Origin of the sequence: Paenibacillus sp. FSL R5-0810 (assembly GCF_038002285.1) — a bacterium.
Lineage (GTDB): Bacteria > Bacillota > Bacilli > Paenibacillales > Paenibacillaceae > Paenibacillus_AQ > Paenibacillus_AQ lactis.
Window position 1 is genome coordinate 6150481 of the sequence record NZ_JBBOCF010000001.1, and the last position, 19963, is coordinate 6170443.

24 protein-coding genes are annotated in these 19963 nt (G+C 54.3%); 20 read left to right on the top strand and 4 right to left on the bottom strand.

Going from position 1 to position 19963, the window contains the following annotated elements; genetic code table 11:
* Positions 1 to 136: 136 nt before the first annotated feature.
* Both MKX76_RS27335 and MKX76_RS27340 read right to left on the bottom strand, forming a co-directional pair.
* On the bottom strand, positions 137 to 547 hold the full coding sequence (locus MKX76_RS27335; protein ID WP_007131669.1) for a YtxH domain-containing protein: 411 nt from the start codon (positions 545 to 547) through the stop codon (positions 137 to 139).
* Positions 548 to 596: 49 nt separating this feature from the next.
* Positions 597 to 857, bottom strand: a complete 261-nt coding sequence (locus tag MKX76_RS27340) for a GlsB/YeaQ/YmgE family stress response membrane protein (RefSeq protein ID WP_007131668.1) — start codon at positions 855 to 857, stop codon at positions 597 to 599.
* 279 nt (positions 858 to 1136) lie between these two features.
* Between MKX76_RS27340 and MKX76_RS27345 the strand changes: the two genes are divergently transcribed.
* Entirely contained in the window at positions 1137 to 2153 is a 1017-nt protein-coding gene (locus MKX76_RS27345) for an asparaginase (RefSeq protein ID WP_144878979.1), read from the top strand.
* A 55-nt stretch (positions 2154 to 2208) separates the two neighbouring features.
* A complete protein-coding gene (locus MKX76_RS27350) occupies positions 2209 to 2919 on the top strand; it encodes a pirin family protein (RefSeq protein ID WP_007131666.1) in 711 nt (236 codons plus the stop codon).
* Positions 2920 to 3092: 173 nt separating this feature from the next.
* Here the strand turns inward: MKX76_RS27350 and MKX76_RS27355 are convergent, their stop codons facing one another.
* Positions 3093 to 3317 carry a DUF1128 domain-containing protein gene (locus MKX76_RS27355; protein ID WP_007131665.1) on the bottom strand — a complete coding sequence of 75 codons (225 nt, stop codon included), beginning with the start codon at positions 3315 to 3317 and terminating at the stop codon, positions 3093 to 3095.
* Between the two features lie 187 nt (positions 3318 to 3504).
* Here MKX76_RS27355 and yyaC point away from each other — a divergent pair, with 187 nt between their 5' ends.
* From yyaC to MKX76_RS27380, 5 genes are all read left to right on the top strand, one after another.
* Positions 3505 to 4044: a spore protease YyaC gene (gene yyaC, locus MKX76_RS27360; RefSeq protein WP_144878980.1), complete on the top strand. Its 540-nt coding sequence runs from the start codon at positions 3505 to 3507 to the stop codon at positions 4042 to 4044.
* A 106-nt stretch (positions 4045 to 4150) separates the two neighbouring features.
* A complete protein-coding gene (locus MKX76_RS27365) occupies positions 4151 to 4948 on the top strand; it encodes an alpha/beta fold hydrolase (protein ID WP_144870069.1) in 798 nt (265 codons plus the stop codon).
* Between the two features lie 170 nt (positions 4949 to 5118).
* Positions 5119 to 5802 carry a DUF6483 family protein gene (locus tag MKX76_RS27370; RefSeq protein WP_144878981.1) on the top strand — a complete coding sequence of 228 codons (684 nt, stop codon included), beginning with the start codon at positions 5119 to 5121 and terminating at the stop codon, positions 5800 to 5802.
* A gap of 26 nt (positions 5803 to 5828) precedes the next feature.
* Positions 5829 to 7013 carry a class I SAM-dependent methyltransferase gene (locus tag MKX76_RS27375; RefSeq protein WP_144870071.1) on the top strand — a complete coding sequence of 395 codons (1185 nt, stop codon included), beginning with the start codon at positions 5829 to 5831 and terminating at the stop codon, positions 7011 to 7013.
* A 324-nt stretch (positions 7014 to 7337) separates the two neighbouring features.
* Positions 7338 to 9779: an O-antigen ligase family protein gene (locus MKX76_RS27380; protein ID WP_341034923.1), complete on the top strand. Its 2442-nt coding sequence runs from the start codon at positions 7338 to 7340 to the stop codon at positions 9777 to 9779.
* A gap of 341 nt (positions 9780 to 10120) precedes the next feature.
* On the opposite strand, the gene MKX76_RS27385 is transcribed toward MKX76_RS27380, so the two are convergent.
* Positions 10121 to 10435 (bottom strand): hypothetical protein, encoded by a 315-nt coding sequence (locus MKX76_RS27385; RefSeq protein ID WP_210095661.1) that lies wholly within the window; start codon positions 10433 to 10435, stop codon positions 10121 to 10123.
* Between the two features lie 153 nt (positions 10436 to 10588).
* On the opposite strand from MKX76_RS27385, the gene MKX76_RS27390 reads away from it, so the two are divergent.
* From MKX76_RS27390 to gatA, 13 genes are all read left to right on the top strand, one after another.
* Entirely contained in the window at positions 10589 to 11209 is a 621-nt protein-coding gene (locus MKX76_RS27390) for a DedA family protein (RefSeq protein WP_007131658.1), read from the top strand.
* Entirely contained in the window at positions 11202 to 11768 is a 567-nt protein-coding gene (locus tag MKX76_RS27395) for a thioredoxin family protein (protein ID WP_210095660.1), read from the top strand. Before MKX76_RS27390 ends, MKX76_RS27395 begins: the two co-directional genes overlap by 8 nt.
* Positions 11769 to 11771: 3 nt before the next feature.
* Complete coding sequence (locus MKX76_RS27400; RefSeq protein ID WP_144878984.1) at positions 11772 to 12410, top strand: MBL fold metallo-hydrolase; 639 nt, start codon at positions 11772 to 11774, stop codon at positions 12408 to 12410.
* 190 nt (positions 12411 to 12600) lie between these two features.
* Positions 12601 to 12789 (top strand): hypothetical protein, encoded by a 189-nt coding sequence (locus MKX76_RS27405; protein ID WP_028407080.1) that lies wholly within the window; start codon positions 12601 to 12603, stop codon positions 12787 to 12789.
* Between the two features lie 1585 nt (positions 12790 to 14374).
* Positions 14375 to 14920, top strand: coding sequence for an RNA polymerase sigma factor SigY (gene sigY / locus MKX76_RS27410; RefSeq protein ID WP_341034924.1), 546 nt, complete (start codon positions 14375 to 14377; stop codon positions 14918 to 14920).
* Positions 14904 to 15245 carry a YxlC family protein gene (locus MKX76_RS27415; protein WP_213617252.1) on the top strand — a complete coding sequence of 114 codons (342 nt, stop codon included), beginning with the start codon at positions 14904 to 14906 and terminating at the stop codon, positions 15243 to 15245. The genes sigY and MKX76_RS27415 overlap by 17 nt, the downstream gene beginning before the upstream one ends.
* The gene (locus MKX76_RS27420) at positions 15238 to 15447 is read left to right on the top strand and encodes a hypothetical protein (protein WP_213617254.1); all 210 of its coding nucleotides are present in this window, start codon (positions 15238 to 15240) and stop codon (positions 15445 to 15447) included. The genes MKX76_RS27415 and MKX76_RS27420 overlap by 8 nt, the downstream gene beginning before the upstream one ends.
* 37 nt (positions 15448 to 15484) lie before the next feature.
* Positions 15485 to 15679 (top strand): PLDc N-terminal domain-containing protein, encoded by a 195-nt coding sequence (locus MKX76_RS27425; protein ID WP_007131651.1) that lies wholly within the window; start codon positions 15485 to 15487, stop codon positions 15677 to 15679.
* Complete coding sequence (locus MKX76_RS27430; RefSeq protein WP_213617256.1) at positions 15676 to 16608, top strand: ABC transporter ATP-binding protein; 933 nt, start codon at positions 15676 to 15678, stop codon at positions 16606 to 16608. The genes MKX76_RS27425 and MKX76_RS27430 overlap by 4 nt, the downstream gene beginning before the upstream one ends.
* Positions 16605 to 17381 carry an ABC transporter permease gene (locus MKX76_RS27435; protein ID WP_341034925.1) on the top strand — a complete coding sequence of 259 codons (777 nt, stop codon included), beginning with the start codon at positions 16605 to 16607 and terminating at the stop codon, positions 17379 to 17381. Before MKX76_RS27430 ends, MKX76_RS27435 begins: the two co-directional genes overlap by 4 nt.
* Positions 17382 to 17481: 100 nt before the next feature.
* Positions 17482 to 17862 (top strand): hypothetical protein, encoded by a 381-nt coding sequence (locus MKX76_RS27440; protein WP_007131648.1) that lies wholly within the window; start codon positions 17482 to 17484, stop codon positions 17860 to 17862.
* Positions 17863 to 18169: 307 nt separating this feature from the next.
* A complete protein-coding gene (gatC, locus tag MKX76_RS27445) occupies positions 18170 to 18457 on the top strand; it encodes an Asp-tRNA(Asn)/Glu-tRNA(Gln) amidotransferase subunit GatC (RefSeq protein ID WP_007131647.1) in 288 nt (95 codons plus the stop codon).
* A gap of 20 nt (positions 18458 to 18477) precedes the next feature.
* Complete coding sequence (gatA, locus tag MKX76_RS27450) at positions 18478 to 19935, top strand: Asp-tRNA(Asn)/Glu-tRNA(Gln) amidotransferase subunit GatA (RefSeq protein ID WP_341034926.1); 1458 nt, start codon at positions 18478 to 18480, stop codon at positions 19933 to 19935.
* Positions 19936 to 19963 lie beyond the last annotated feature (28 nt).

Sequence of the window (19963 nt, forward strand, 5' to 3'; positions counted from 1 at the left end):
GGATTTCCCCCCTTTCATGATGGGATATTCAATGAAGACATCTTTCGGCTGAAAAAAAGCTTCCCGGCCGGAACAACAATGGCCAGCTTTAGTCAGCTGGCCATGAAGCGACCTAATTCGGCCGTATGTCGAAGGCTTAGTAATTCGTTGTTTGTTTCAAATCGCGGTTGACGTCGGAGGAGGTTTCCATCGCCTTGTCCTTCACATCTTGAGAGGCCTTGGATACCTCATCGGATACGTCCGCAGACGCCTCCTTGATACTGGACATCACGCTGCTCCGGCCTTCGTTCACTGTGGCCATGACTTCCGAGGCCTTGCTGCCCACGGTCTTGGCCAGCTCGGTTGCTTTATCGCTTACCGAACTGCAGACCTCTTTGGTTTTATCGGTCACGACACTCAGCTTCTCGGACAGATCCCCGCGAAGCTCACGTCCTGGCTTTGGTGCGAACAGCAGCGCTGCGGCAGCGCCCACCAACGCTCCGATAAATACACCTTTGAAAAATGGAGAGCCGCTTTGAACTGGATATTCTTGTTCTGTGTGATTCATAACTTTCACTCCTTTAAGTTAATATAATGTGGAATATGAATACGAGACTTTAGGCTGTGCGTCGTTTAAACAATTTGGCAACGAGGCCGAGCAGGAACACGAAGATGGCGGTTCCGATAACGGCTGGGACGATCGCAAATCCGCCAATGACAGGGCCCCAGGCTCCAAAGAGCCACGGTCCGATCCAGGCGCCGATGAAACCGGCGATCATGGACCCGACGATACCGCCCGGCATTTCATGACCAACCAGCGCATCTCCGATAATCCCGATGATAATTGCCATGACGATGCTAATAACTATGCCCCACATAAAATCGCCTCCTTTTCAGAGCAATGACTTTCGAGTGGGCTTGCTTATCTCGTATTTAAACGGGAGCCCTGACCGTGAAACAAGATCAACAACAATCGACAATGAAATTAATGTCCGCCCGTTGTGGAATTTTGGCTCATGCCATTTGCTGATATTTGTCTTATACTGAATACAGATTGGCAAAAATTCAGGTTCATTGTCGGATGCGCTGTCAATATGACTCAAAACCTATTCACATAGGAATGCGCTGTATACGGAATATAGAAGGAGTTCATGCTCATGGAAAATGTATTGGTTCAAGAATATCGGGCGGACATGGTGGAGTGCGCCCACAATGGACATATATGTATCGTGAATGAGGAAGGAGCGATACAGGCATATACAGGCGATCCGGGTTTTGTCGCGTTTACCCGTTCTTCCGCGAAGCCGCTTCAAGCGATTCCTGCCATTCGAGGAGGAATGGCGGAGTTCTACGGATTAACGGACGAAGAAATTGCCATCATGGCCGCTTCGCACCGCGGGGAGCCCCGTCATATTGAAGTGCTTCAGCAATTCGCGCGCAAGGTGAACATTCGTGAAGATCTTATGGTTTGCGCACCCAGCTGGCCGCTTGATGATGCAAGCAAGGAAAGCCTCCTGCGCACAGACGGAGACCGGAGCCGCTGGTATCACAATTGCTCAGGCAAGCACTACGGCATGCTCGCATATTGCCAAATGGCCGGTCTGCCTTTAAGCGGCTATGACCAGCCGGATCACCCGCTGCAGCAGGAAATCCTAAGAACGATCGCCGATCTCGCCGGGCTTGCTCAAGGCGACATTCGAACGGGAACCGATGGGTGCGGGCTGCCGGTGTTCGCCATGCCGCTGCAGGCGCTGGCGACGGCCTACATGAAGCTGGCATGTCCTGACCGGATCAAGGACGAGGCAACAAGAGAGGCTGTGCTGACCATAACGTCTGCGATGAACGCATCCCCGCTCATGGTAGCCGGCAGCGGCAAGGTCGATACGGTTCTTCTGGAGGATAGCAACATTGTGGCGAAGGGCGGTTTTAAAGGAGTGTACTGCTTCGGTCTTAAGAAGGAAAAACTAGGTGTTGCCTTTAAAATCGTGGATGGATCGGAGGAGGAGTGGGGCTGGATTGCAAAATCCATCTTGGAGCAGATCGGTTATGCCAATAAAGAGACCATTTCGCGCTTGGCGCAGGCATTCCCGACCGACATTCTGAACGACAGCGGCCGCAAGGTCGGCAGGGCGGAGACGGTCTTCAAGCTGGGCCACGGTCCTAGTCCGAACTGATTAGATCAATTTCCGCCGGGGTATTGATTAGTAAAACGGCGGAGGTGAACCGAGCATGATCAAAATCATGACGGCTGCGGAAAGACATACAACCCATCATAACGGAATACACGGTGAATTCAGCTTTTCCTTTGGAGATTATGTGGATCCGCATAATGAGCATTTCGGGAGCTTGCTGGCTCATAATGAATATAAGCTGGGTCCGCTGGAGGGCTTCGATCGAAGATTTCACCATGACCTGGTCATCGTTTATGTCGTGCTTGAGGGAATGCTGACGTATGAGGACGACACCGGCAATCAAGAATTGAAACCGGGGACCGTACATGTCGTAAACACGGGATCCGGCGTATATCATGCCGAGAGAAACAGCTCTCCCGCGGCGGATGTATCGTATTTGGAGATGTGGTTCCTGCCGGCCGAACCGGGTCTTCCATCCAGTTATCATGAAGGTGCTTTTGCAGGGCAGCCGCAGAATCCACTGTCTCCGATCCACATAACAGGAAGCGGGGCGGGGAGCCTGCCGATGACATTGGATGTGAAGATGTACAGCGGCAGGCTGGAGACCGGACATGAACTGACGTTGCCGTCCGAGGATCGAAGGATCCATGTATATGCCATTAGCGGCCATGTCGAAATCACAACGGAGGAAGGGGTGTTCGACCTTACCTCCGGAGATACCGCTCGAATTCAGAAATGCGATAAGGTCAAATTTCGCGGGAATGCGAGTGAAGGCTTCTCGGAGATGATGATCATTGACATGCCATAGGGATGAACCCAATAAGCCCCCGGTGCTCGTTTTAGGACAGGTGAGCATCGGGGGCTTTGGTATGGTAAATGCGTTTATTCTGCAAGAGCGTCAAATCCAAGATTTGATCAGGCACGGACAGGGTGCCGCGGTACTGGCAAGAATATTCAGGCGAGGGGCTAGAGAGGCTCTAATTACTTGCCCCGAAGGCGGCCGAGCTCCGAGACGACCGCTTCGACTTCCGAGATGCTGAGGTTATGTTTGGTAATGACCATTTCATATAAGTCATAAATATCGTCGTATTGGCTTACCGAAAAAGCGGAAGCCTGCATGGCGGCCGCACTGGCCATGCGCAGTTTTGATTTGATCTGTTCAATCATATACTCGACGTTGGCTTGGGTCTTTTCATTCAAATCCATGGTTAACACCTTCCTCTCAGGTGGATTACGCAATTCATCCCTGTATTGTAACACGGCCCCGACAGAACGACCAATAGTTTTGCCAAGAACGAGGAGAATGGGGTAAAATCAGGGAAAACCCGTTGCCCATTTTTCGATTCCGGCACGAATGGAATCCATGGGCTGGATATTGATGAGGAGGTCCGTCATGAGCGATCAAGCAGGCAAGCTCCCGATGGCACAGACTGCAAGAGTCAGGATGTCGGGCCAGGAGCTGGGGCCATTTTTTCGGGAAATTTCCAAACGGCATGACGCTGAAGATGTTGTGTTCTTATGTATTGGAACCGATCGTTCGACGGGGGATGCACTGGGACCGTTAACCGGAAGCCGACTTCTGGAATACGGCTTCCCGCTTGTGATCGGAACGCTGCAGGAGCCCTGCGATGCCGGGAACCTCGAAACCCGGTTGAAGGAGATTCCGGAAGGAAAGATCATGATCGCCATTGACGCTTGTCTGGGCCAGCCTTCTTCCGTAGGCTTTTTCTACACGATGGAGGGTCCGCTTACGCCGGCCGCGTCCGTGGGCGGCAAACTGCCTGCCGTCGGCCAGTATAGCGTTGCCGCCGTTGTCAACGTCCACGGACCGAAGCCCTATTGGACGCTCCAGGTAACATCCTTGTATCAGGTCATGCAGATGGCGGAGCAAATCGCTTCCCAGGCCGCCTCGGCCTTTGGCCTTAGGCCGTGAGACATTCGTTTCAACCGGGGATTTTTGGTTTAATTATAGAGCATTCTTTTATAAAATGTGGGTGTCTGGCTGACGGCACCCGCTGGATAGAAAGAAGGGTATCGCTATGGAAAAAGTACAATGCAACGGCACCACAATTTGTTATGTCGATCAGGGACAAGGGGAGCCGATCATCCTCCTCCACGGATTTTGCGGAAGCTCTGCCTACTGGGAGCAGCTTCTGCCGCACCTTCCCGGATATAGACTCATTGTACCGGATCTCCGGGGACATGGCCGGTCCGATGCGCCGATGGGATCGTATACCATCGAGCAGATGGCGGATGATGTACAGCTCCTGATGGATGAGCTGGATATTCAGAAGGCTGTGCTGCTCGGTCATTCGCTCGGGGGCTATATCACGCTCTCGTTTGCCCAGCGTTACGCTTCTCGACTTCACGGCTTCGGCTTGATCCATTCGACCGGCTATCCGGATTCTGAGGAAGCGAAGGAGAAACGGGTGAAGGCGGTCAGTACGATACAAGGCGAGGGCATCACCTCCTTCGTGGATAACCTCGTGCCTGGCTTGTTTGCGCCGGACACTGAGAAGCTTAAGCCGGAGTGCATCCAGCGGGCGAAGGAAATCGGGTATTTGACACCTCCCCAAGGCGCAATCGGCGCTGCCTTGGCGATGCGGGAGCGTCCGGACCGCCGGGATGTGCTCTCTGCTTCGACGCTGCCGATTCTGCTGGTAGCCGGAGAGAAGGACGCCTTAATTCCGCCGGAACGCAGCTTTACGACAGACCATGACAATGTGACGAAGGTCGTAATTGAAGGAGCAGGCCATATGAGCATGATGGAGACGCCGGAGAAGCTTGGCGAAGCAATCGTTGCTTATATGAAGTCGCTGCATGCGGAAAGTGAATGAGCGCTTTAATCGAATAGATGCATACGAATGAGCGGATATTCCCGAACAGGGGTATCCGCTTTGTTCTGGCCGCTGGCTTTCTGATTCCGAATAGCCTACAATTTAAACGTCAGCAATACACGGTAGATTAGCCATTGCCCATGTCAGGGATAATGAGGGGAGGCAAGCTCATGTTACGGAGAGATTATCTTATGCGGATGGTAGAGGATATGACCCAAATGATTGCCAAAGTATTTGCCCTGAAGCAGGAGCGCAAGCATACTGAGGCTTTATGGGAGCTCGACGACATGCTCCGGCGCCAGTTTCGTCTGAATTCCAAGCTGCTGCGTTCACTGTCGGCCTCCGATATCGAGCAGTTGTTTTACAATCACGGTTACTTGGAAGCAGACAGGCTTCAAGGGGCTGCCAGGCTGCTTGAAGAAGAGGCGGAGATCGAGCAGGAGCTGGGCCGTGAGGATGAGGCTGTTCATCTCTACACCAAAGTGCTTCAGCTGTATTTGAAATCCGCATTGAACGGGGCCGATCCCGGATTATTCGATTTGCCGGGGAGAATCCGGAGCGTTAAGGAACGGCTCCGCGCGTACGAGCTGCCCGCTCGGCTGGTTCGTGACGATATGGCCTATGCCGAGCAGGAAGGACGTTACGCGGATGCGGAGAATCTGCTTTATCAGCTTCTGCAAAGCAGGGGGATCGATGCCGATGAAGCGACCCGCTTCTATCATCGGCTTCTGCTGAAGCCTGCGGAGGAGCTGGAGAGAGGACAGCTCCCGCTTGCGGAGGTTCATGAGGGCATGGAGGAGCTGAGCCGGCGATTCATGCCGGGGAAGCAGGAAGAACTGTCCGGCCGGGAGTAGCCGGTCTATCTAATAAGGAAAGTGAGATGTACCCTTTGGAAGCTTTAAGAAAATTGATTCATAACATCATGGAGCAGTCTGCGTTAATTACAGCGACACTGAGTCAGCTTCGCAAACGGGAAGGCATGACCTACAGCAAGGTGACGGTCAAGCCGGTCGAGCTCAAGAGCAAGCTTCATTACCAGTTTGCCTACTATTCGGGCACCAAGGTGACGCACCAGAATGTGCCGACGGAGGAAGCGGAGGCCGTCCTGATCGATATGTTCGAGAATGTCTTCCGCCAGGCGATGATTTACACGCCGGAAGCCGATTATCAGGTTCTGATCTCGAAAAAATACAAGGTGTCGATTCTGACAAAGTCCCCGACCAAGACGTCTGTGGACATGTCCCATAACCGCAAGAAATCGTACATTCTTGAAGAAGGCGAGCCGGTTCCGTTTCTGGTAGAGCTCGGCATCATGAACGAGGACGGGAAGGTATTCGCACGCAGGTACGATAAATTCAGGCAGATTAACCGCTTCCTGGAGATGGTGGAGGATGTCCTCCCCCATTTGCCTGAGGATCGTCCGCTGACGATCGTCGATTTCGGATGCGGCAAATCGTATCTGACGTTCGCGCTGTATCACTATTTGGCGGTGAAGGCGCGCAGAACGCTGAATATTGTCGGATTGGATCTAAAGGCGGATGTGATCGAACACTGCAGTATGCTGGCGAAAAAGCTGAATTACAGCCAGCTGCGTTTTCTTGTCGGCGACATCGCGGAATATGACGAATTGGAGCGGGTCGATATGGTCGTCACCCTGCATGCTTGCGACACCGCAACCGATGCCGCGTTGGAGAAAGCCGTACGCTGGGGGGCTTCGGTCATTCTGTCGGTGCCTTGCTGTCAGCATGAGCTGTTCGCCCAGATCAACAGTCCGGTCATGGAGCCGCTCTTGTCGCACGGCATTTTGAAGGAGCGCTTCTCGGCGCTGGCCACGGACGCCATCCGGGCGAAGCTGCTGGACCTGATGGGATACAAGACGCAGCTGCTGGAGTTTATCGATATGGAGCATACGCCGAAAAATATTTTGATCCGCGCGGTCAGCGGCTCTGCCGGAGAGCGGGATAAGCTGTGGCAGGAATATACCGCATTTCGCGATTTTCTGAAGGCCGATCCTTATTTGGAGCGGGCCTGCAGGGATTTGCTGCCGGATCAATCATCGATTTAACGTTAATAATCAGGGCGACAGAAGCGGGAGTGTCCGCTTTTGTCGCCTTTTTGTATGCCCTCACGCACTGAACCCCTACGATGCCAACCATATATCAAGCGGGCGGGGGTTCGCTTCAAATTGCATCAGGAGCGGCAAATCAAAGCGGCATCTACACACTTTAGAAATCGTTCGTTCCTGTAGAATATCCTCCCCCGGGCATGTCCACACTTGCTAATAGATCTTGAATATGGGAAATATGAGCCGTTCATCGTTTATACGTTCTAACCCTTAGGAGGAAGCGGCGATAAGGACGGCGAACGGACGGGAGGGGAGGCGGCACGAATGGCACAGAGGTGCTCATGGTATGGCGGTCTGCTGCTGACAGGGCTGCTCCTTACGGCCTGCAGTCAAACCGGCTGGTTCTTTGATTCGGATTTGTATTTGGCGGCTGCAAGCTGGGCGGGTCTTCTTTTGCTGGTTTTCGGTCTAGCGCGGATCAGCGGATACCGTCGGTCCTCTCACCACCGGGCTGCTCTTCCGGTTATTACGAGAGATCCTTACCGGGCAATTGCAGCGGTAGGTATCGGGGGAATCCTTGGGATCTATGTGCTGCATGGTCTTCAAGGACCCGTCAGCATGGAAGGTACGCTGAAGGAGATCGTCCTGTGGGGACTTTACGGTTCGTTTGCGGCGGCAGCCTGGGAAGTAAGCAGGACAGCGGAAGGCATGGCATCCTTGAGGCTGGGATGGCATCTTATCGGCGCGGTGTTATGCGGAAGCGCGCTGCTTCACGTCTATGGCGTGCTGGATCTGCCGTACGGTATCTATCATACGGCAGATCCGGCCGTTAGCGCGACTGGCGCGAGGCTTGGCGGCCTGCTGCAGTACCCGAATACGTTCGGGGCCGTGATGGCCGCCTTCCTGCTTGAGCGCCTGTTCGCGCTGGCGCCCGCGCTGCAGGCACGGCCGGGCGCGCTCCGCGCAGCGGCTGCGCTGCTGCCGCTGCCGCCCTACACCGCCGCGCTGCTCCTCACGGAGTCGCGCGGCGCCTGGCTCGCGGCCGCAATTGCGTGCGCGGCCGGGCTGGCCCTTGAGCGGCGGCGGATTGCGCCGCTCCTTACTGCCGCCGCAGCGCCTTTGGCGAGCGCGGCGCTGGTGTACCGCCAGTTGGCCGATGCCAAGCTGGCGCCCGCGGTGCTGCCCGGCCTGCTGTGGCTGGCCGGGCTTTGGGCCGGCGGCGTGCTCGCCGGCCTGCTGCTGTGCCGCTTGCGGCACAGCGGGGGCCCCCGGCGGCGCGTGCTTGCGCCGGCGGCCCTGGTTGCTGCTGCGGCGGGATGCGCCGCAGCGGGGCTTGCGATCCTGCACCAGGTGCAGGATCGGGCTCTTGGCGGCGCGGCTACGCTTAGCGCGCGCCACCTGATCTATAGCGACGCGTGGCAGCTGGCCAAGTCGTCGCTGTGGCTGGGACAGGGAGGAGAGACGTGGCGGCAGTCTTACCGCGCCATCCAGTCCCAGCCTTATGTCGGGGGCGAGGTGCACAGCGGGTATCTCGATATGCTGCTCAATACGGGCATTATCGGCCTGCTGATTGCCTGTGCCGCGCTGCTTGCTTTGATTGCAGGGATCGGCAGGGCATGTCCGAGACTGCTGCCGCCATTTCTCGTGCTGACGGTGCATGCAGCCATCGATTTTGATTGGAGCTATCCGCTGGTATGGCTGCTTATGCTGTGGCTGTCCGCAATGGGGACAGGAATGGCTCCTTTGGCGTGTCGGACCATGAGGCAAGAAGAAGGGGAGAACGCTTTCGTGCGAGAAGTTTCTGTCACAGAACGCCCCCAACCCATCGGTGCATTGCGTCATCTCCTATCTAAGCCGACTGGAATATGGAGCCGTACCGCATCCCAGCGTTCGGGGCTGAAGGGCCGGATGTCATTCCCGCCCTCCGAATTGCGAAGACCGATACTGTGCTGGCGATTCCGTCTGCTGCACTGGATCTCGTCCCGTAAGCCGACCGTACGGTACTACCGACATCAACGCACCGACTCCCCCAAGGAGGGCTTTCGGCGATACTTCCCGGGTACTCCGCTTAAGCCATTCTGTATGCCGCACCGGTTTGCGCTCCGGCTGTCCGCACAATGGCATCGTCTCCCGCTTCTCCTTGGGTTCCTATGCTGGGCGGTCTTAACCGCTTCATTGGGCATGAGCGAGATGAAGCTTCGATTGGCGGCTTCAGCGGGTGAGGCGGAGCGGGGCGGGTTGCTCCGAGCCGCCTTGTCGTGGAATCCCGCAAATACCGCGGCTGCGTTCGGCTTGTCCGAGCTGCTGCCGCCAGAGCAGCAAGTGATTGTGCTGGAGCGAAGCCTGCGTTATGCGCCTCAGCATGCAGGTTTGAGCTGGAGGCTCGCGGAAGCGCATGCGTTGGCAGGGCGTGCCGATACGGCCGCCGTTTGGTATCGCAAAAGCCTTGAGCTGGATCGCTACAGTTCCGATAAGCAGACGCGGGCGGTGCTGGCGCTAACCTCGCTTGCCGTGAAGCAAAGCGCCGCCGGGGATGTGTCCGGAGCCGGACGCTCCGCTTCGGCGGCAATGGGTATGCTGAAGCGCTACCGCGCTCTCGCCGAAGGGGTTCATGCATCGCCTGGTCTCCGGAACGACCGGCGATTTCATTTGACGGCGCAAGCCCAGCGGCAGGCTGCCTTTTTAGAGGGATGGAGCGGGCGCGGGAAGCGGCAGCTGATCCGGCCGCGCCCGGGGCAGGCCCCAACACACCCGCCACTGCCCTAGCTGCTGCTTGCTCGCGGAAAGCTCTGGCTGCCCGCTTAAAGGCATGCTGTATTCACCGAGGCTTTGTGCGCTCCAAGTAGCGCGAATGCTCCCACCGCAAGCCTTGCTTTACATAGCTAGGTTGGCCATGCTCCGTCCCCAGCATTGCTGCTCCCAGCGCAAGCGTTGCTGTTAGTTACCTAGACCATGCTGCTCTCGCTGCAGGTAAACTGCACATTTAGAGCTCCCGCGCTCCCACCGGGTTCTGCCGCTCTCACCGAAGAAATTGCCACCCTAGCCGCGAGTCTGGCAGCAACCAGGGGCGGCGCTTGTTACTTAGGCCAAACGCGGGCCACGATGGCCTAACCGCCAAAGGCATCGCGGAATGCCGATGCGAGCTGCCGCTCCGGAACCTGCCACAGCTCCGCGATCTCGCCGCAGACCTCTTTTTCCCACCAGTCGCACAGCAGCTTTTTATTGCTGTAATTATCATGAATCCAGATCAGGTTGCCGATGACTTTCCGGTAGTACAGCTCCTCTCCTTGCTTAACGGCTTCCGGCGGAATGAATTGCTTCAGACGTTTGGCCGTCCGGTACAGTTCCTTGCTGCAGGCCCGCCTGATGCCGCGCGGCGAGGGGATCTTGCTGCCCGGTTGTTTGGTGTTCGGAGAATACATCGCTATTCACTCCTTTTGCTTCACCATATGTCCTTCTTCGGGCGAAAGTCACAGTGTCTCCGGCAAATGGGCGCAGTAGAAGGCATGTCCGGGGCTATGGTAGAATAGGCTAGTAGAAGAAATCAGCGCAAACAGAAAGAGGTGGGCCTTGGCGTGGAGTTCTTTTACGATATTGTCGGCCGGTTGTTTGAATGGATTCAGCAGCTGGGATACTTTGGGATTATGCTTGGCTTGATGGTGGAGGTGATCCCGAGCGAGATCGTCTTGGCCTACGGTGGTTATTTGATATCGCTGGGCGAGGTTCATTTTCTCGGAGCCATGCTGTTCGGGACTGTCGGCGGCGTACTGGCGCAGCTGTTTGTTTATTGGATCGGCCGCTATGGCGGCAGGCCGTTTTTGGAGAAGTACGGGAAGTACATATTGATTAAAAAGCATCACATGGATTACGCTGAAGAATGGTTCGCCAAATACGGCACCGGGGTTATTTTTACGGCGCGGTTTGTGCCTGTTGTGAGACATGCTATCTCGATCCCGGCAGGGATCTCGAAAATGCATGTGGGCCGCTTCACGCTCCTGACGACGCTGGCGGTCATTCCGTGGACGGCTTTATTTTTATATCTGGGCTGGATGCTGGGAGACCGATGGGAACAGATTGGCGAGAAGGCAAAGCCTTATACGCAGGAAATATTGCTGGGGGCTTTGGCGGTCATGATTCTTTATTTTTTGATCAAATGGATAAAATCAGCGAAAGTGAGGTCGAAACAAGATGAGTAAACATGTGGCTTCCTATTTGGGAACGGGTATCACCCCGCAGCAGTTTGTTGAAGGAATGCAGAAGAACCAAGAGGCCTTCAAAGCGGGATACGAGCAGTTCGAGTGGGCGAATCCCGAAGATCGGGAGTTCTTCGAAAGTCTAAATTACCGCGATGATCTGAGAGTGCTTATCCTGGCAGCGGATTGGTGCGGGGATGTTGTCCGTAACGTGCCGGTCGTATTTCGGGCAATGGAAACGGCGGGGATCCCGACAGAAGTGTTCATTCTGGAACAAAATTTTGAACTGATGGACCAGTTTCTTACTATGGGCGGGCGTTCGGTGCCGGTCGTTATTTTTGCCGATACCGGTGGTTATGTGATGGGGACTTGGGGGCCTCGGCCTGCGCATGTCCAGAAGCATATGATCGAGTTTAAACAGAACAATCCTGACCGCGAAGCCGCGGATTACCAGGACAACCTCGCTGCTGCAAGACAAAAAATCATCCAATCCTATGGGGAAGGATATGAGTTTCATGCCGTCATCATTAAGGAACTGCGTGAGCTCATTTCGGGGTTTTAAACGATGGCGCTTCATATTGAAACCTTTAGCTTGGGCCCTCTGGAAACCAATGCGTATTTGCTGACAGGCAGCGAGGAAGGCAAAGCGATCATCATTGATCCGGGCATGAATCCGGCTCCGCTTGTGAAGCGGATCGCGGATTTGGAGATTGAAGCGATCCTGCTGACGCACGCGCATTTTGATCATATGGGCGGCGTAGAGGAGATTCGCAAGCTGAAGGGATGCCCGGTTTATCTGCACACTATGGAGAGCGAATGGCTGACCAATCCGAAGCTGAACGGATCGACGAGATGGCCGGAGGTTTGTCCGCCGCTGTCCACCGATCCTGCTGAATATGATCTGGCAGATGGGCTAGAGCTGCAGCTGATCGGCGAAACCTTCAAGGTGTACCATACGCCGGGCCATTCGCCGGGAAGCGTCAGCTTTCTGTGTGGAAATGATCTCTTCTCAGGGGACGTTCTGTTCCGGATGGGGGTTGGACGTACCGATCTCCCTGGCGGGCGGGAACGGGATTTAATCCATTCCATCCAAAATACGCTGTATTCCTTTTCCGACGAGGTTGTCGTATATCCCGGACACGGACCCCGGACCAAAATCGGATATGAGAAACAGCATAATCCGTACGTGCCGGCCAGAAGCTAACATAATTACGACAAAAAACGAGAAATTTGTCTAGACAAACGAAGACAAGATTGATACAATACGGTTAATTAAATGTTACCCATTGCGAAGCACGCAGACTGTGGAATCCGTCCCGGTTTGCGTTCTTTTATTTTATGGGCCTTTATGCGCGGTTTTATGTTGGGGTTGGATGTTATTAGGGGGAGTCGCTGTGAGAAAAGATGAGTTGTCGCTTTTGGACGGATATGTAGCCGGAAGCAAGGAAAGCATGTCGAGAGACCATCATCTGCGAGCGCAACCGGAGATATCATCAATCGTGTGGAGTCGGCTGGTAAAGGGGGAAATGCTCGTCCGGCAGCCATGGCATCAGCGTCTGCAGTATAGAAGGTACCATGAGTAGGTAGGCTTGCATGGAGGCAGAGCGGATAACGTAGATCAATCAGGGCAAGGTGAATATTGTAGGTCAATCAGAGCGGATAAGGTAGCCCAATCAGGGTAGGACGGATAACGTAGAACAGTCAGGGCAGGGCGAGTAACGCAGATCATTCAGTAATGCAGAATCAGTTTGTATTATAGAATTAATCTGTATTGTAGAATCTAATAATGTAGAACAATACATGGTTAAGGGTTGATTTAGGGAAATGAGTCGAGGGCACCTTTTTATGATGGCGTCGATGGAAGTCATATTTGTTGTCATACAGGTATACCTTGAAGCTCCTTATTTAGGGCGCGGTGTTCAACATGCGTTCTAAATGAGGGGCTCTTTTATTTGCAGCAGCTTTGTTGTTCAAGCTGTCCTGGAGAGCAAACTACCTACTTTGTCCGGAACAAGTCCCTTTTAGGTACTTGAGAAGCGCAAAGGGCCCTCCATTGCCAGAACAAGTTCCTTTTAAGTACTTGAGGAGCGCAAACGGCCCTCAAATGCCGGATTTAGGTACTTGTGGAGCGCAAACGGCCCTACAATGCCGGAACAAGTCCCTTTTAGGTACTTGTGGAGCGCAAACCGTCCTCCATTGCCAGAACAAGTTCCTTTTAGGTACTTGTGGAGCGCAAACCGTCCTCCAATGCCGGAACAAGTCCCTTTTAAGTACTTGTGGAGCGCAAACCGTCCTCCAATGCCGGAACAAGTCCCTTTTAAGTACTTGTGGAGCACAAACCGTCCTCCATTGCCAGAGCAAGTCCCTTTTAGGTACTTGAGAAGCGCAAAGGGCCCTCCATTGTCAGAACAAGTTCCTTTTAAGTACTTGAGGAGCGCAAACGGCCCTCCAATGCCGGAACAAGTCCCTTTTAAGTACTTGTGGAGCACAAACCGTCCTCCATTGCCAGAGCAAGTCCCTTTTAGGTACTTGAGAAGCGCAAAGGGCCCTCCATTGTCAGAACAAGTTCCTTTTAAGTACTTGAGGAGCGCAAACGGCCCTCCAATGCCGGAACAAGTTCCTTTTAAGTACTTGAGGAGCGCAAACGGCCCTCAAATGCCGGAACAAGTCCCTTTTAGGTACTTGTGGAGCGCAAACCGTCCTCCATTACCGGAACAAGTCCCTTTTAAGTACTTGTGGAGCGTAAACCGTCCTCCATTGCCGGAACAAGTCCCTTTTAAGTACTTGTGGAGCGCAAACCGTCCTCCATTGCCGGAACAAGTCCCTTTTAAGTACTTGTGGAGCACAAACCGTCCTCCATTGCCGGAACAAGTTCCTTTTAAGTACTTGAGGAGCGCAATCGGCGCCCCAGCACGCGGTTTACTGCCCCTGCACATAGCCTGCTGCTCTTGCGCTAGGGCCATTCTCTTGCGCTAGGGCCATTGGAGGCCCTAGCGCCCTTGGCTTTGCCCTATCGGAACCCTTGGCTTTGCCCTATCGGAGTTCATGCACGCATCCTATTAGTTGCCCTTGCAAGTGCTGCCGATAAAAGAAAATATAAATCGATTTGAACGATTCCATTGAGCAGATCGTATTACGATGGAAGAGAAAGAAGGTGATGGTTTAGCAATGATCCTTGAAGAAGAGGATTGGATACGAAAAGCGCAGCAAGGCGATACGAATGCAATGGGGCAACTCTTTAAGCATCATTACAGCTTTCTATATAAATATTTACTGAAGATCACGATGGATCAGAACGTGGCAGAGGATACCGCCCAGGACACCGTGATTCGGTGCATGGAGAATTTGCCGCGATATAACGGGACCTCGTCCTTCTCTTCATGGATGATTACGATTGCCACCAGGCTCTATATCGACCGCACCCGAAAGCGGAAGCGGGAGAAGAGGTGGCTCGAGGAAGAGCAGCAGCGGTCGGTCAGACGGCTTCGCTGGCAGATGGAGCGGCAGGGGGAGGAGTGGACCGATTTATTGGATGGCCTTGCCGGGTTGTCCGAAGAGCATCGGATCGCGATTCTGCTGAAGCATTATTACGGCTACAGTTACGAAGAGATCGGCGGTATGCTCGGCATACCGGAAGGTACGGTTAAATCTAGAACCGCTTATGGCATTAAGCAATTGCGGAAGGAGTTGAAGAAGGATGGCGAACAAGCCTGATAGGGAGGACGAGGTTTTGCTGGAGGGCTTAAGTAGGGACCTCGAGCGCCTGGAGCGGGTGTTTGACGAGGGACCGTCGCCCTCCTTGGAGGAATTTCAGCTGCTAGCGGCGCATACCCTTCGGCGGAAGCGGCGCCGGATGAAATACGAGCTTGTGCTCTTTATGCTGACAGCCTTGCTCATCGTAAGCATCGTTTGTATGGCAGCGATGGCCGCTCCGATGGTGCTGATCTTGATCCATGGAGCCAGCATGCTGGCAGGCATCGCGATTCTCGCAAGCTCCAGGAAACTAAGATCCGCAGGAAAGAAGGGATCCCATGAATGATGTAAGCACGGTCCCGTTATGGTTGATTGTACTGATTGTCGTGCTGGTTCTGACTCAGGGAACCTCCCTGTTCGTTGACGCGCGCAAGCGCGGGCTCGGGAAATGGGCTTGGTTCTGGGGGATATGGGGCTCTACCACGTTTCCGCTGCCGCTGCTCCTTTATGTTTTGCTGGTTGTTCGGAGACAACAAAACGGGAAATGAGGGGACCGGTTTCTATTAAACATGAAGGGTGATCAAAATGGAGATCAATTGGGGATTAATCTGGCCGATTATTGCGCTGCAGGCTGTGCTGGCAGTAACGGCCCTGGTGTCTTTAACCAAGGCGGAAACGGAACAAATTCGAGGACCGAAATGGATGTGGGTGCTGATTATCCTGCTTGGGAACATCCTCGGCAGCGTCGCTTACTTCATCGGAGGGAGAAGGGCTTCATGATGGAACCTGTGCTTCGCATTCACAACTTGACCAAACATATGGGGAGCTTGACTCCTGTCAAAGGCATTTCATTCAATCTGGAGCGGGGCAGCTGCACCGCACTGCTCGGACCCAACGGAGCCGGCAAAACCACGACCATGCGCATGCTGGCAGGCCTTTTATCACCATCTCAAGGAGAGATCCGATACGGGAATTCTGGGGAAACCGGTGCGGATAACCAGCGATGGCAAAAGCGGATCGGATACCTTCCCCAGTACCCGAAATTTTACGGTTGGATGTCCGGCCTGGAATATTTGATCTTCAGCGCCAAGCTGTCGGGCTTGCCCGGCAAACAAGCCAAGCTGCGGAGCCTTGAGGTGCTTGAAATGGTCGGCCTGCAAGAGGCCGCCAATCGCCGGATATCAGGGTATTCCGGAGGAATGAAACAGCGGCTAGGCATCGCCCAGGCGCTAGTGCACGAGCCGGAAATGATTTTGCTGGACGAGCCGGTATCCGCGCTTGATCCAATCGGGCGACGTGAAGTGATGGATCTGCTGGACCGGCTTCGTGGCGAGGTGACGATCCTGTTCTCGACGCATGTGCTTCATGACGCAGAGGAGGTCTGCGATCACATGGTGCTGATGGTCGACGGACGAATTGCCGAACAAGGCGAATTGTCCGAACTGCGGGCGAAATACCGTCAACCGCTCCTGCTGCTGGAGGTTGAGCCTGGGGAGCGGGAAGCTGATTGGCTAAGAAGTTTACCGGGGAGACATTTTATCGAAGAGGCCGAAATTCGCAATCGAGCTGCAAGGCTGGTCGTTCAAGATATGGATGAAGCAAGGGCGGCATTGGTGCGGGAAATGGCCGATGTCGGAATCCGGTTTCAGCGCATCGAAGCAGGGGCTTCCTCATTGGAGGATATGTTTATGAAGGTGGTAGGGGCATGAGCATGTTTTGGATTCATTTTAAAAAAGAAATGTTGGAAGCCGCACGGTCATATAAATGGATATGGGTACCTGCGGTATTCCTGCTCCTGGGCGTCATGCAGCCGGTCATGATGTATTACTTGCCCGACATCCTGATGATGTCCGGCGATATTCCGCCGGAAGCGGCTGCATTGATTACGGTACCGCCGCCTGAGGAAATCCTGGCCTCTACTTTGAGCCAGTTCAGCACGATTGGTCTGCTGGTACTTGTGCTGTCCGCCATGAATACGGTGGCAGGGGAGCGCTCAAACGGAACGGCGGAGCTCGTGCTGCCCCGGATGTCATCCGTGCTGCCCATGATGATCGCCAAGTGGGCGGCGATGATGTCTCTGCTGATTCTTTCGTTCGTCCTGGGGTATGCAGGATCGGCTTATTATACTTCTCAGCTGATCGGTACGCTGGAATGGGGCCCGATGCTCGGGGCGGGTGCATTCTACATCGCTTGGCTGGCTTGGATCGTAACCCTGGTGCTCCCGCTCGGGGCGGTGCTTCGCGGTCCAGCTGCGGCATTCATCGCTTTGGGCTCGGCGGCCGCGCTGACGATGCTCGCTTCCTTGCTCCCTTCGCATCTTCAATGGAGCCCTGGCCGTTTGAGCGCAATCGCTACGGAATGGCTTACAGGCGGAGATCCATCAGCGTGGGCACCTGCAGTGTCGGCCGTGTGCTTGATGGCCCTGTCAACGGGAGCGGCGACTCTGCTGCTGAAGCGTCGGCCGTTGTTGCCGCAAGCCTAGTTTCGCCGGAGTTCGGTTAGATTTCCTTATTGAGCATGGACATCTCTAGCTTTTTCTAGTAGACTATGGAGATAAGGATAGACAACTCAGGAGGTAGACGATGCTTCGTTTAGGGGAAAAGATTACAATCGTCGCGGACGCCTTTGAGCAGAATCTTCCAATCGGTCAATACGGATATTTGATCGCCTATGACCGAAATCCGGACAATGCGTTTGATTACGTTATTCGGATTCCGAACCTCAACCGTAATTTTTTCGTTCCGGCAAGCGATGTCGAGCTGGAATCTGTCGTGTTGAAACAGGAAGCCGAGCGGATCGAGCGGGAAGCGCTCATCGATTTCGCCCTGTCGACATATAACGAGAAGCTGTTCCATCAGGTGATGAACGGCGAACTGCAAGCTGTTGAAGAAGAGGAAGAATCGAAAGAAACGATGTCCCAGGCCGATTTCATCAAGCAAGTGAATCTTCGTGCCTGGATTTAGAAGAGTCGGCTTTAGCCGGCTCTTTTTTGTTTGATATCAGAAAGTATAAGGCCTTTGGCGATCTGCTGCCTGATAACGAAAGAGAAATTAGCCCCGTTATCCATCGTTCAGTGCTCCTAGTCATCCTAAGTTCGCACGGATTCGTCCTGGACAAGCCTCGCAAATGATTCATCCCGGAAAAAACGGTGGGGACCCGAGCTTTCCGTTTCGATTGAATCTTGCATGCTTCTACAATATAATGAGAAAAGTTATCGAGACAGACTTTACCCCTTTCATCATCAGGGGCACGAAGGAGGAAGTCCAAGCCATGAGCATTACGGTCAAAGATGTTCAGCATGTTGCCAAGCTGGCCCGTCTGAACTTGACGCCGGAAGAAGAAGAGATGTTTACCGGCCAACTGAACGCGATTTTACAATATGCCGAGAAGTTAAATGAACTGGATACAGACGGCGTAGAGCCAACCACGCACGTTCTTCATCTAAGCAATGTCATGAGGGAAGACGAGGTTCGCGAGAGCCTGCCGATTGAGAAGGTGCTGCTGAATGCGCCGGATGAAGAAGACGATCAATTCAAAGTACCAGCTGTACTGGAATAGCCCGAAGGGAGGAGACATACTTGAGCCTGTTTGATTTGAAATTGTCGGAAATACATAACAAGCTTCATGATAAGGAGCTTTCCGTATCCGATTTGGTGGACCAAGCCTTCACAAGCATCGGTGAGCGTGAGGACCGTGTGAAGGCTTTTATTACGTTGGATGAAGAGGGAGCACGTTCGGCGGCCAAGGCCTTGGACAGCAAGCTGGCCTCCGGCGAGAGCCGCGGTTTACTGTTTGGCCTTCCTGCCGGCATCAAGGATAACATTGTAACGGAGGGACTGCGGACAACCTGTGCAAGTCAGTTCCTGTCCAATTTCAATCCGGTGTATGATGCGACGGTTGTCGGCAAGCTGCGTCAGGCGGATATCGTGACGATCGGCAAGCTGAACATGGATGAATTCGCGATGGGGGGCTCGAACGAGAACTCCAGCTTTTATCCGGTTCGCAATCCGTGGGATCTAGAGCGGGTTCCGGGCGGCTCAAGCGGCGGTTCCGCTGCGGCTGTAGCTGCGGGCGAAGCTTACTTCACGCTCGGCTCCGACACCGGCGGATCGATCCGCCAACCCGCTTCCTATTGCGGCGTGGTCGGACTGAAGCCGACGTATGGACTCGTATCCCGTTTCGGCTTGGTTGCATTCGCATCCTCGCTCGACCAGATCGGACCGATTACGAAAAATGTCGAGGATTCCGCGTACGTCCTGCAGGCGATCGCCGGATATGATCCGATGGATTCGACTTCCGCCAAAGTGGACGTGCCGGATTATTTGAGCGCGTTGACCGGCGACATCTCGGGACTGCGTATTGCCGTGCCGAAGGAGTATCTGGGCGAAGGCGTCGATGCCGAAGTGAAGGAAACGGTCATGAATGCGTTGAAGGTGCTCGAGAGTCTCGGCGCCGTATGGGAAGAAGTTTCCCTTCCGCACACGGAATATGCGGTGGCGACGTATTACTTGCTGGCTTCCTCGGAAGCTTCTTCGAACCTGGCCCGTTTTGACGGCGTACGTTACGGCGTTCGCGCCGATAACTCGGGCAGCCTTATCGATCTGTACCATGAATCCCGCAGCCAAGGCTTCGGGGATGAGGTAAAGCGCCGGATCATGCTGGGTACTTATGCGCTCAGCTCCGGTTATTACGATGCTTACTATTTGAAGGCGCAAAAAGCGCGGACGCTGATCAAGCAGGACTTCGACAAGGTATTTGAGCAGTATGACGTGGTGATTGGACCAACCGCGCCAACGACGGCATTCAAGCTGGGTACCCAAGTCGATGATCCGCTGACGATGTACTTGAACGATATTTTGACGATTCCGGTCAGCTTGGCCGGTGTACCGGCCGTGAGCGTGCCTTGCGGATTTGCGGACGGATTGCCGGTTGGCATGCAGATCATCGGCAAGGCGTTCGACGAGTCGACGGTTCTGCGCGTGGCGCACGCCTTCGAGCAGAATACGGACCATCACAAGCGCCGCCCTGAGCTGTAAGACGCGTGGAAGAAGGAGGGAAAACGAG

Excerpts from the sequence above, each read along its gene's own strand:
- MKX76_RS27385 (WP_210095661.1), bottom strand. The coding sequence starts at position 10,435 with ATGTATTCTCCGAACACCAAACAACCGGGCAGCAAGATCCCCTCGCCG.
- gatC (WP_007131647.1), top strand. The coding sequence starts at position 18,170 with ATGAGCATTACGGTCAAAGATGTTCAGCATGTTGCCAAGCTGGCCCGT.
- MKX76_RS27345 (WP_144878979.1), top strand. The coding sequence starts at position 1,137 with ATGGAAAATGTATTGGTTCAAGAATATCGGGCGGACATGGTGGAGTGC.
- MKX76_RS27430 (WP_213617256.1), top strand. The coding sequence starts at position 15,676 with ATGATGGAACCTGTGCTTCGCATTCACAACTTGACCAAACATATGGGG.
- MKX76_RS27375 (WP_144870071.1), top strand. The coding sequence starts at position 5,829 with ATGTACCCTTTGGAAGCTTTAAGAAAATTGATTCATAACATCATGGAG.
- MKX76_RS27350 (WP_007131666.1), top strand. The coding sequence starts at position 2,209 with ATGATCAAAATCATGACGGCTGCGGAAAGACATACAACCCATCATAAC.
- MKX76_RS27425 (WP_007131651.1), top strand. The coding sequence starts at position 15,485 with ATGGAGATCAATTGGGGATTAATCTGGCCGATTATTGCGCTGCAGGCT.
- MKX76_RS27395 (WP_210095660.1), top strand. The coding sequence starts at position 11,202 with ATGAGTAAACATGTGGCTTCCTATTTGGGAACGGGTATCACCCCGCAG.
- MKX76_RS27435 (WP_341034925.1), top strand. The coding sequence starts at position 16,605 with ATGAGCATGTTTTGGATTCATTTTAAAAAAGAAATGTTGGAAGCCGCA.
- MKX76_RS27380 (WP_341034923.1), top strand. The coding sequence starts at position 7,338 with ATGGCACAGAGGTGCTCATGGTATGGCGGTCTGCTGCTGACAGGGCTG.
- MKX76_RS27365 (WP_144870069.1), top strand. The coding sequence starts at position 4,151 with ATGGAAAAAGTACAATGCAACGGCACCACAATTTGTTATGTCGATCAG.
- MKX76_RS27355 (WP_007131665.1), bottom strand. The coding sequence starts at position 3,317 with ATGGATTTGAATGAAAAGACCCAAGCCAACGTCGAGTATATGATTGAA.
- MKX76_RS27415 (WP_213617252.1), top strand. The coding sequence starts at position 14,904 with ATGGCGAACAAGCCTGATAGGGAGGACGAGGTTTTGCTGGAGGGCTTA.
- MKX76_RS27400 (WP_144878984.1), top strand. The coding sequence starts at position 11,772 with ATGGCGCTTCATATTGAAACCTTTAGCTTGGGCCCTCTGGAAACCAAT.
- MKX76_RS27335 (WP_007131669.1), bottom strand. The coding sequence starts at position 547 with ATGAATCACACAGAACAAGAATATCCAGTTCAAAGCGGCTCTCCATTT.
- MKX76_RS27370 (WP_144878981.1), top strand. The coding sequence starts at position 5,119 with ATGTTACGGAGAGATTATCTTATGCGGATGGTAGAGGATATGACCCAA.
- sigY (WP_341034924.1), top strand. The coding sequence starts at position 14,375 with ATGATCCTTGAAGAAGAGGATTGGATACGAAAAGCGCAGCAAGGCGAT.
- MKX76_RS27420 (WP_213617254.1), top strand. The coding sequence starts at position 15,238 with ATGAATGATGTAAGCACGGTCCCGTTATGGTTGATTGTACTGATTGTC.
- MKX76_RS27440 (WP_007131648.1), top strand. The coding sequence starts at position 17,482 with ATGCTTCGTTTAGGGGAAAAGATTACAATCGTCGCGGACGCCTTTGAG.
- yyaC (WP_144878980.1), top strand. The coding sequence starts at position 3,505 with ATGAGCGATCAAGCAGGCAAGCTCCCGATGGCACAGACTGCAAGAGTC.
- MKX76_RS27340 (WP_007131668.1), bottom strand. The coding sequence starts at position 857 with ATGTGGGGCATAGTTATTAGCATCGTCATGGCAATTATCATCGGGATT.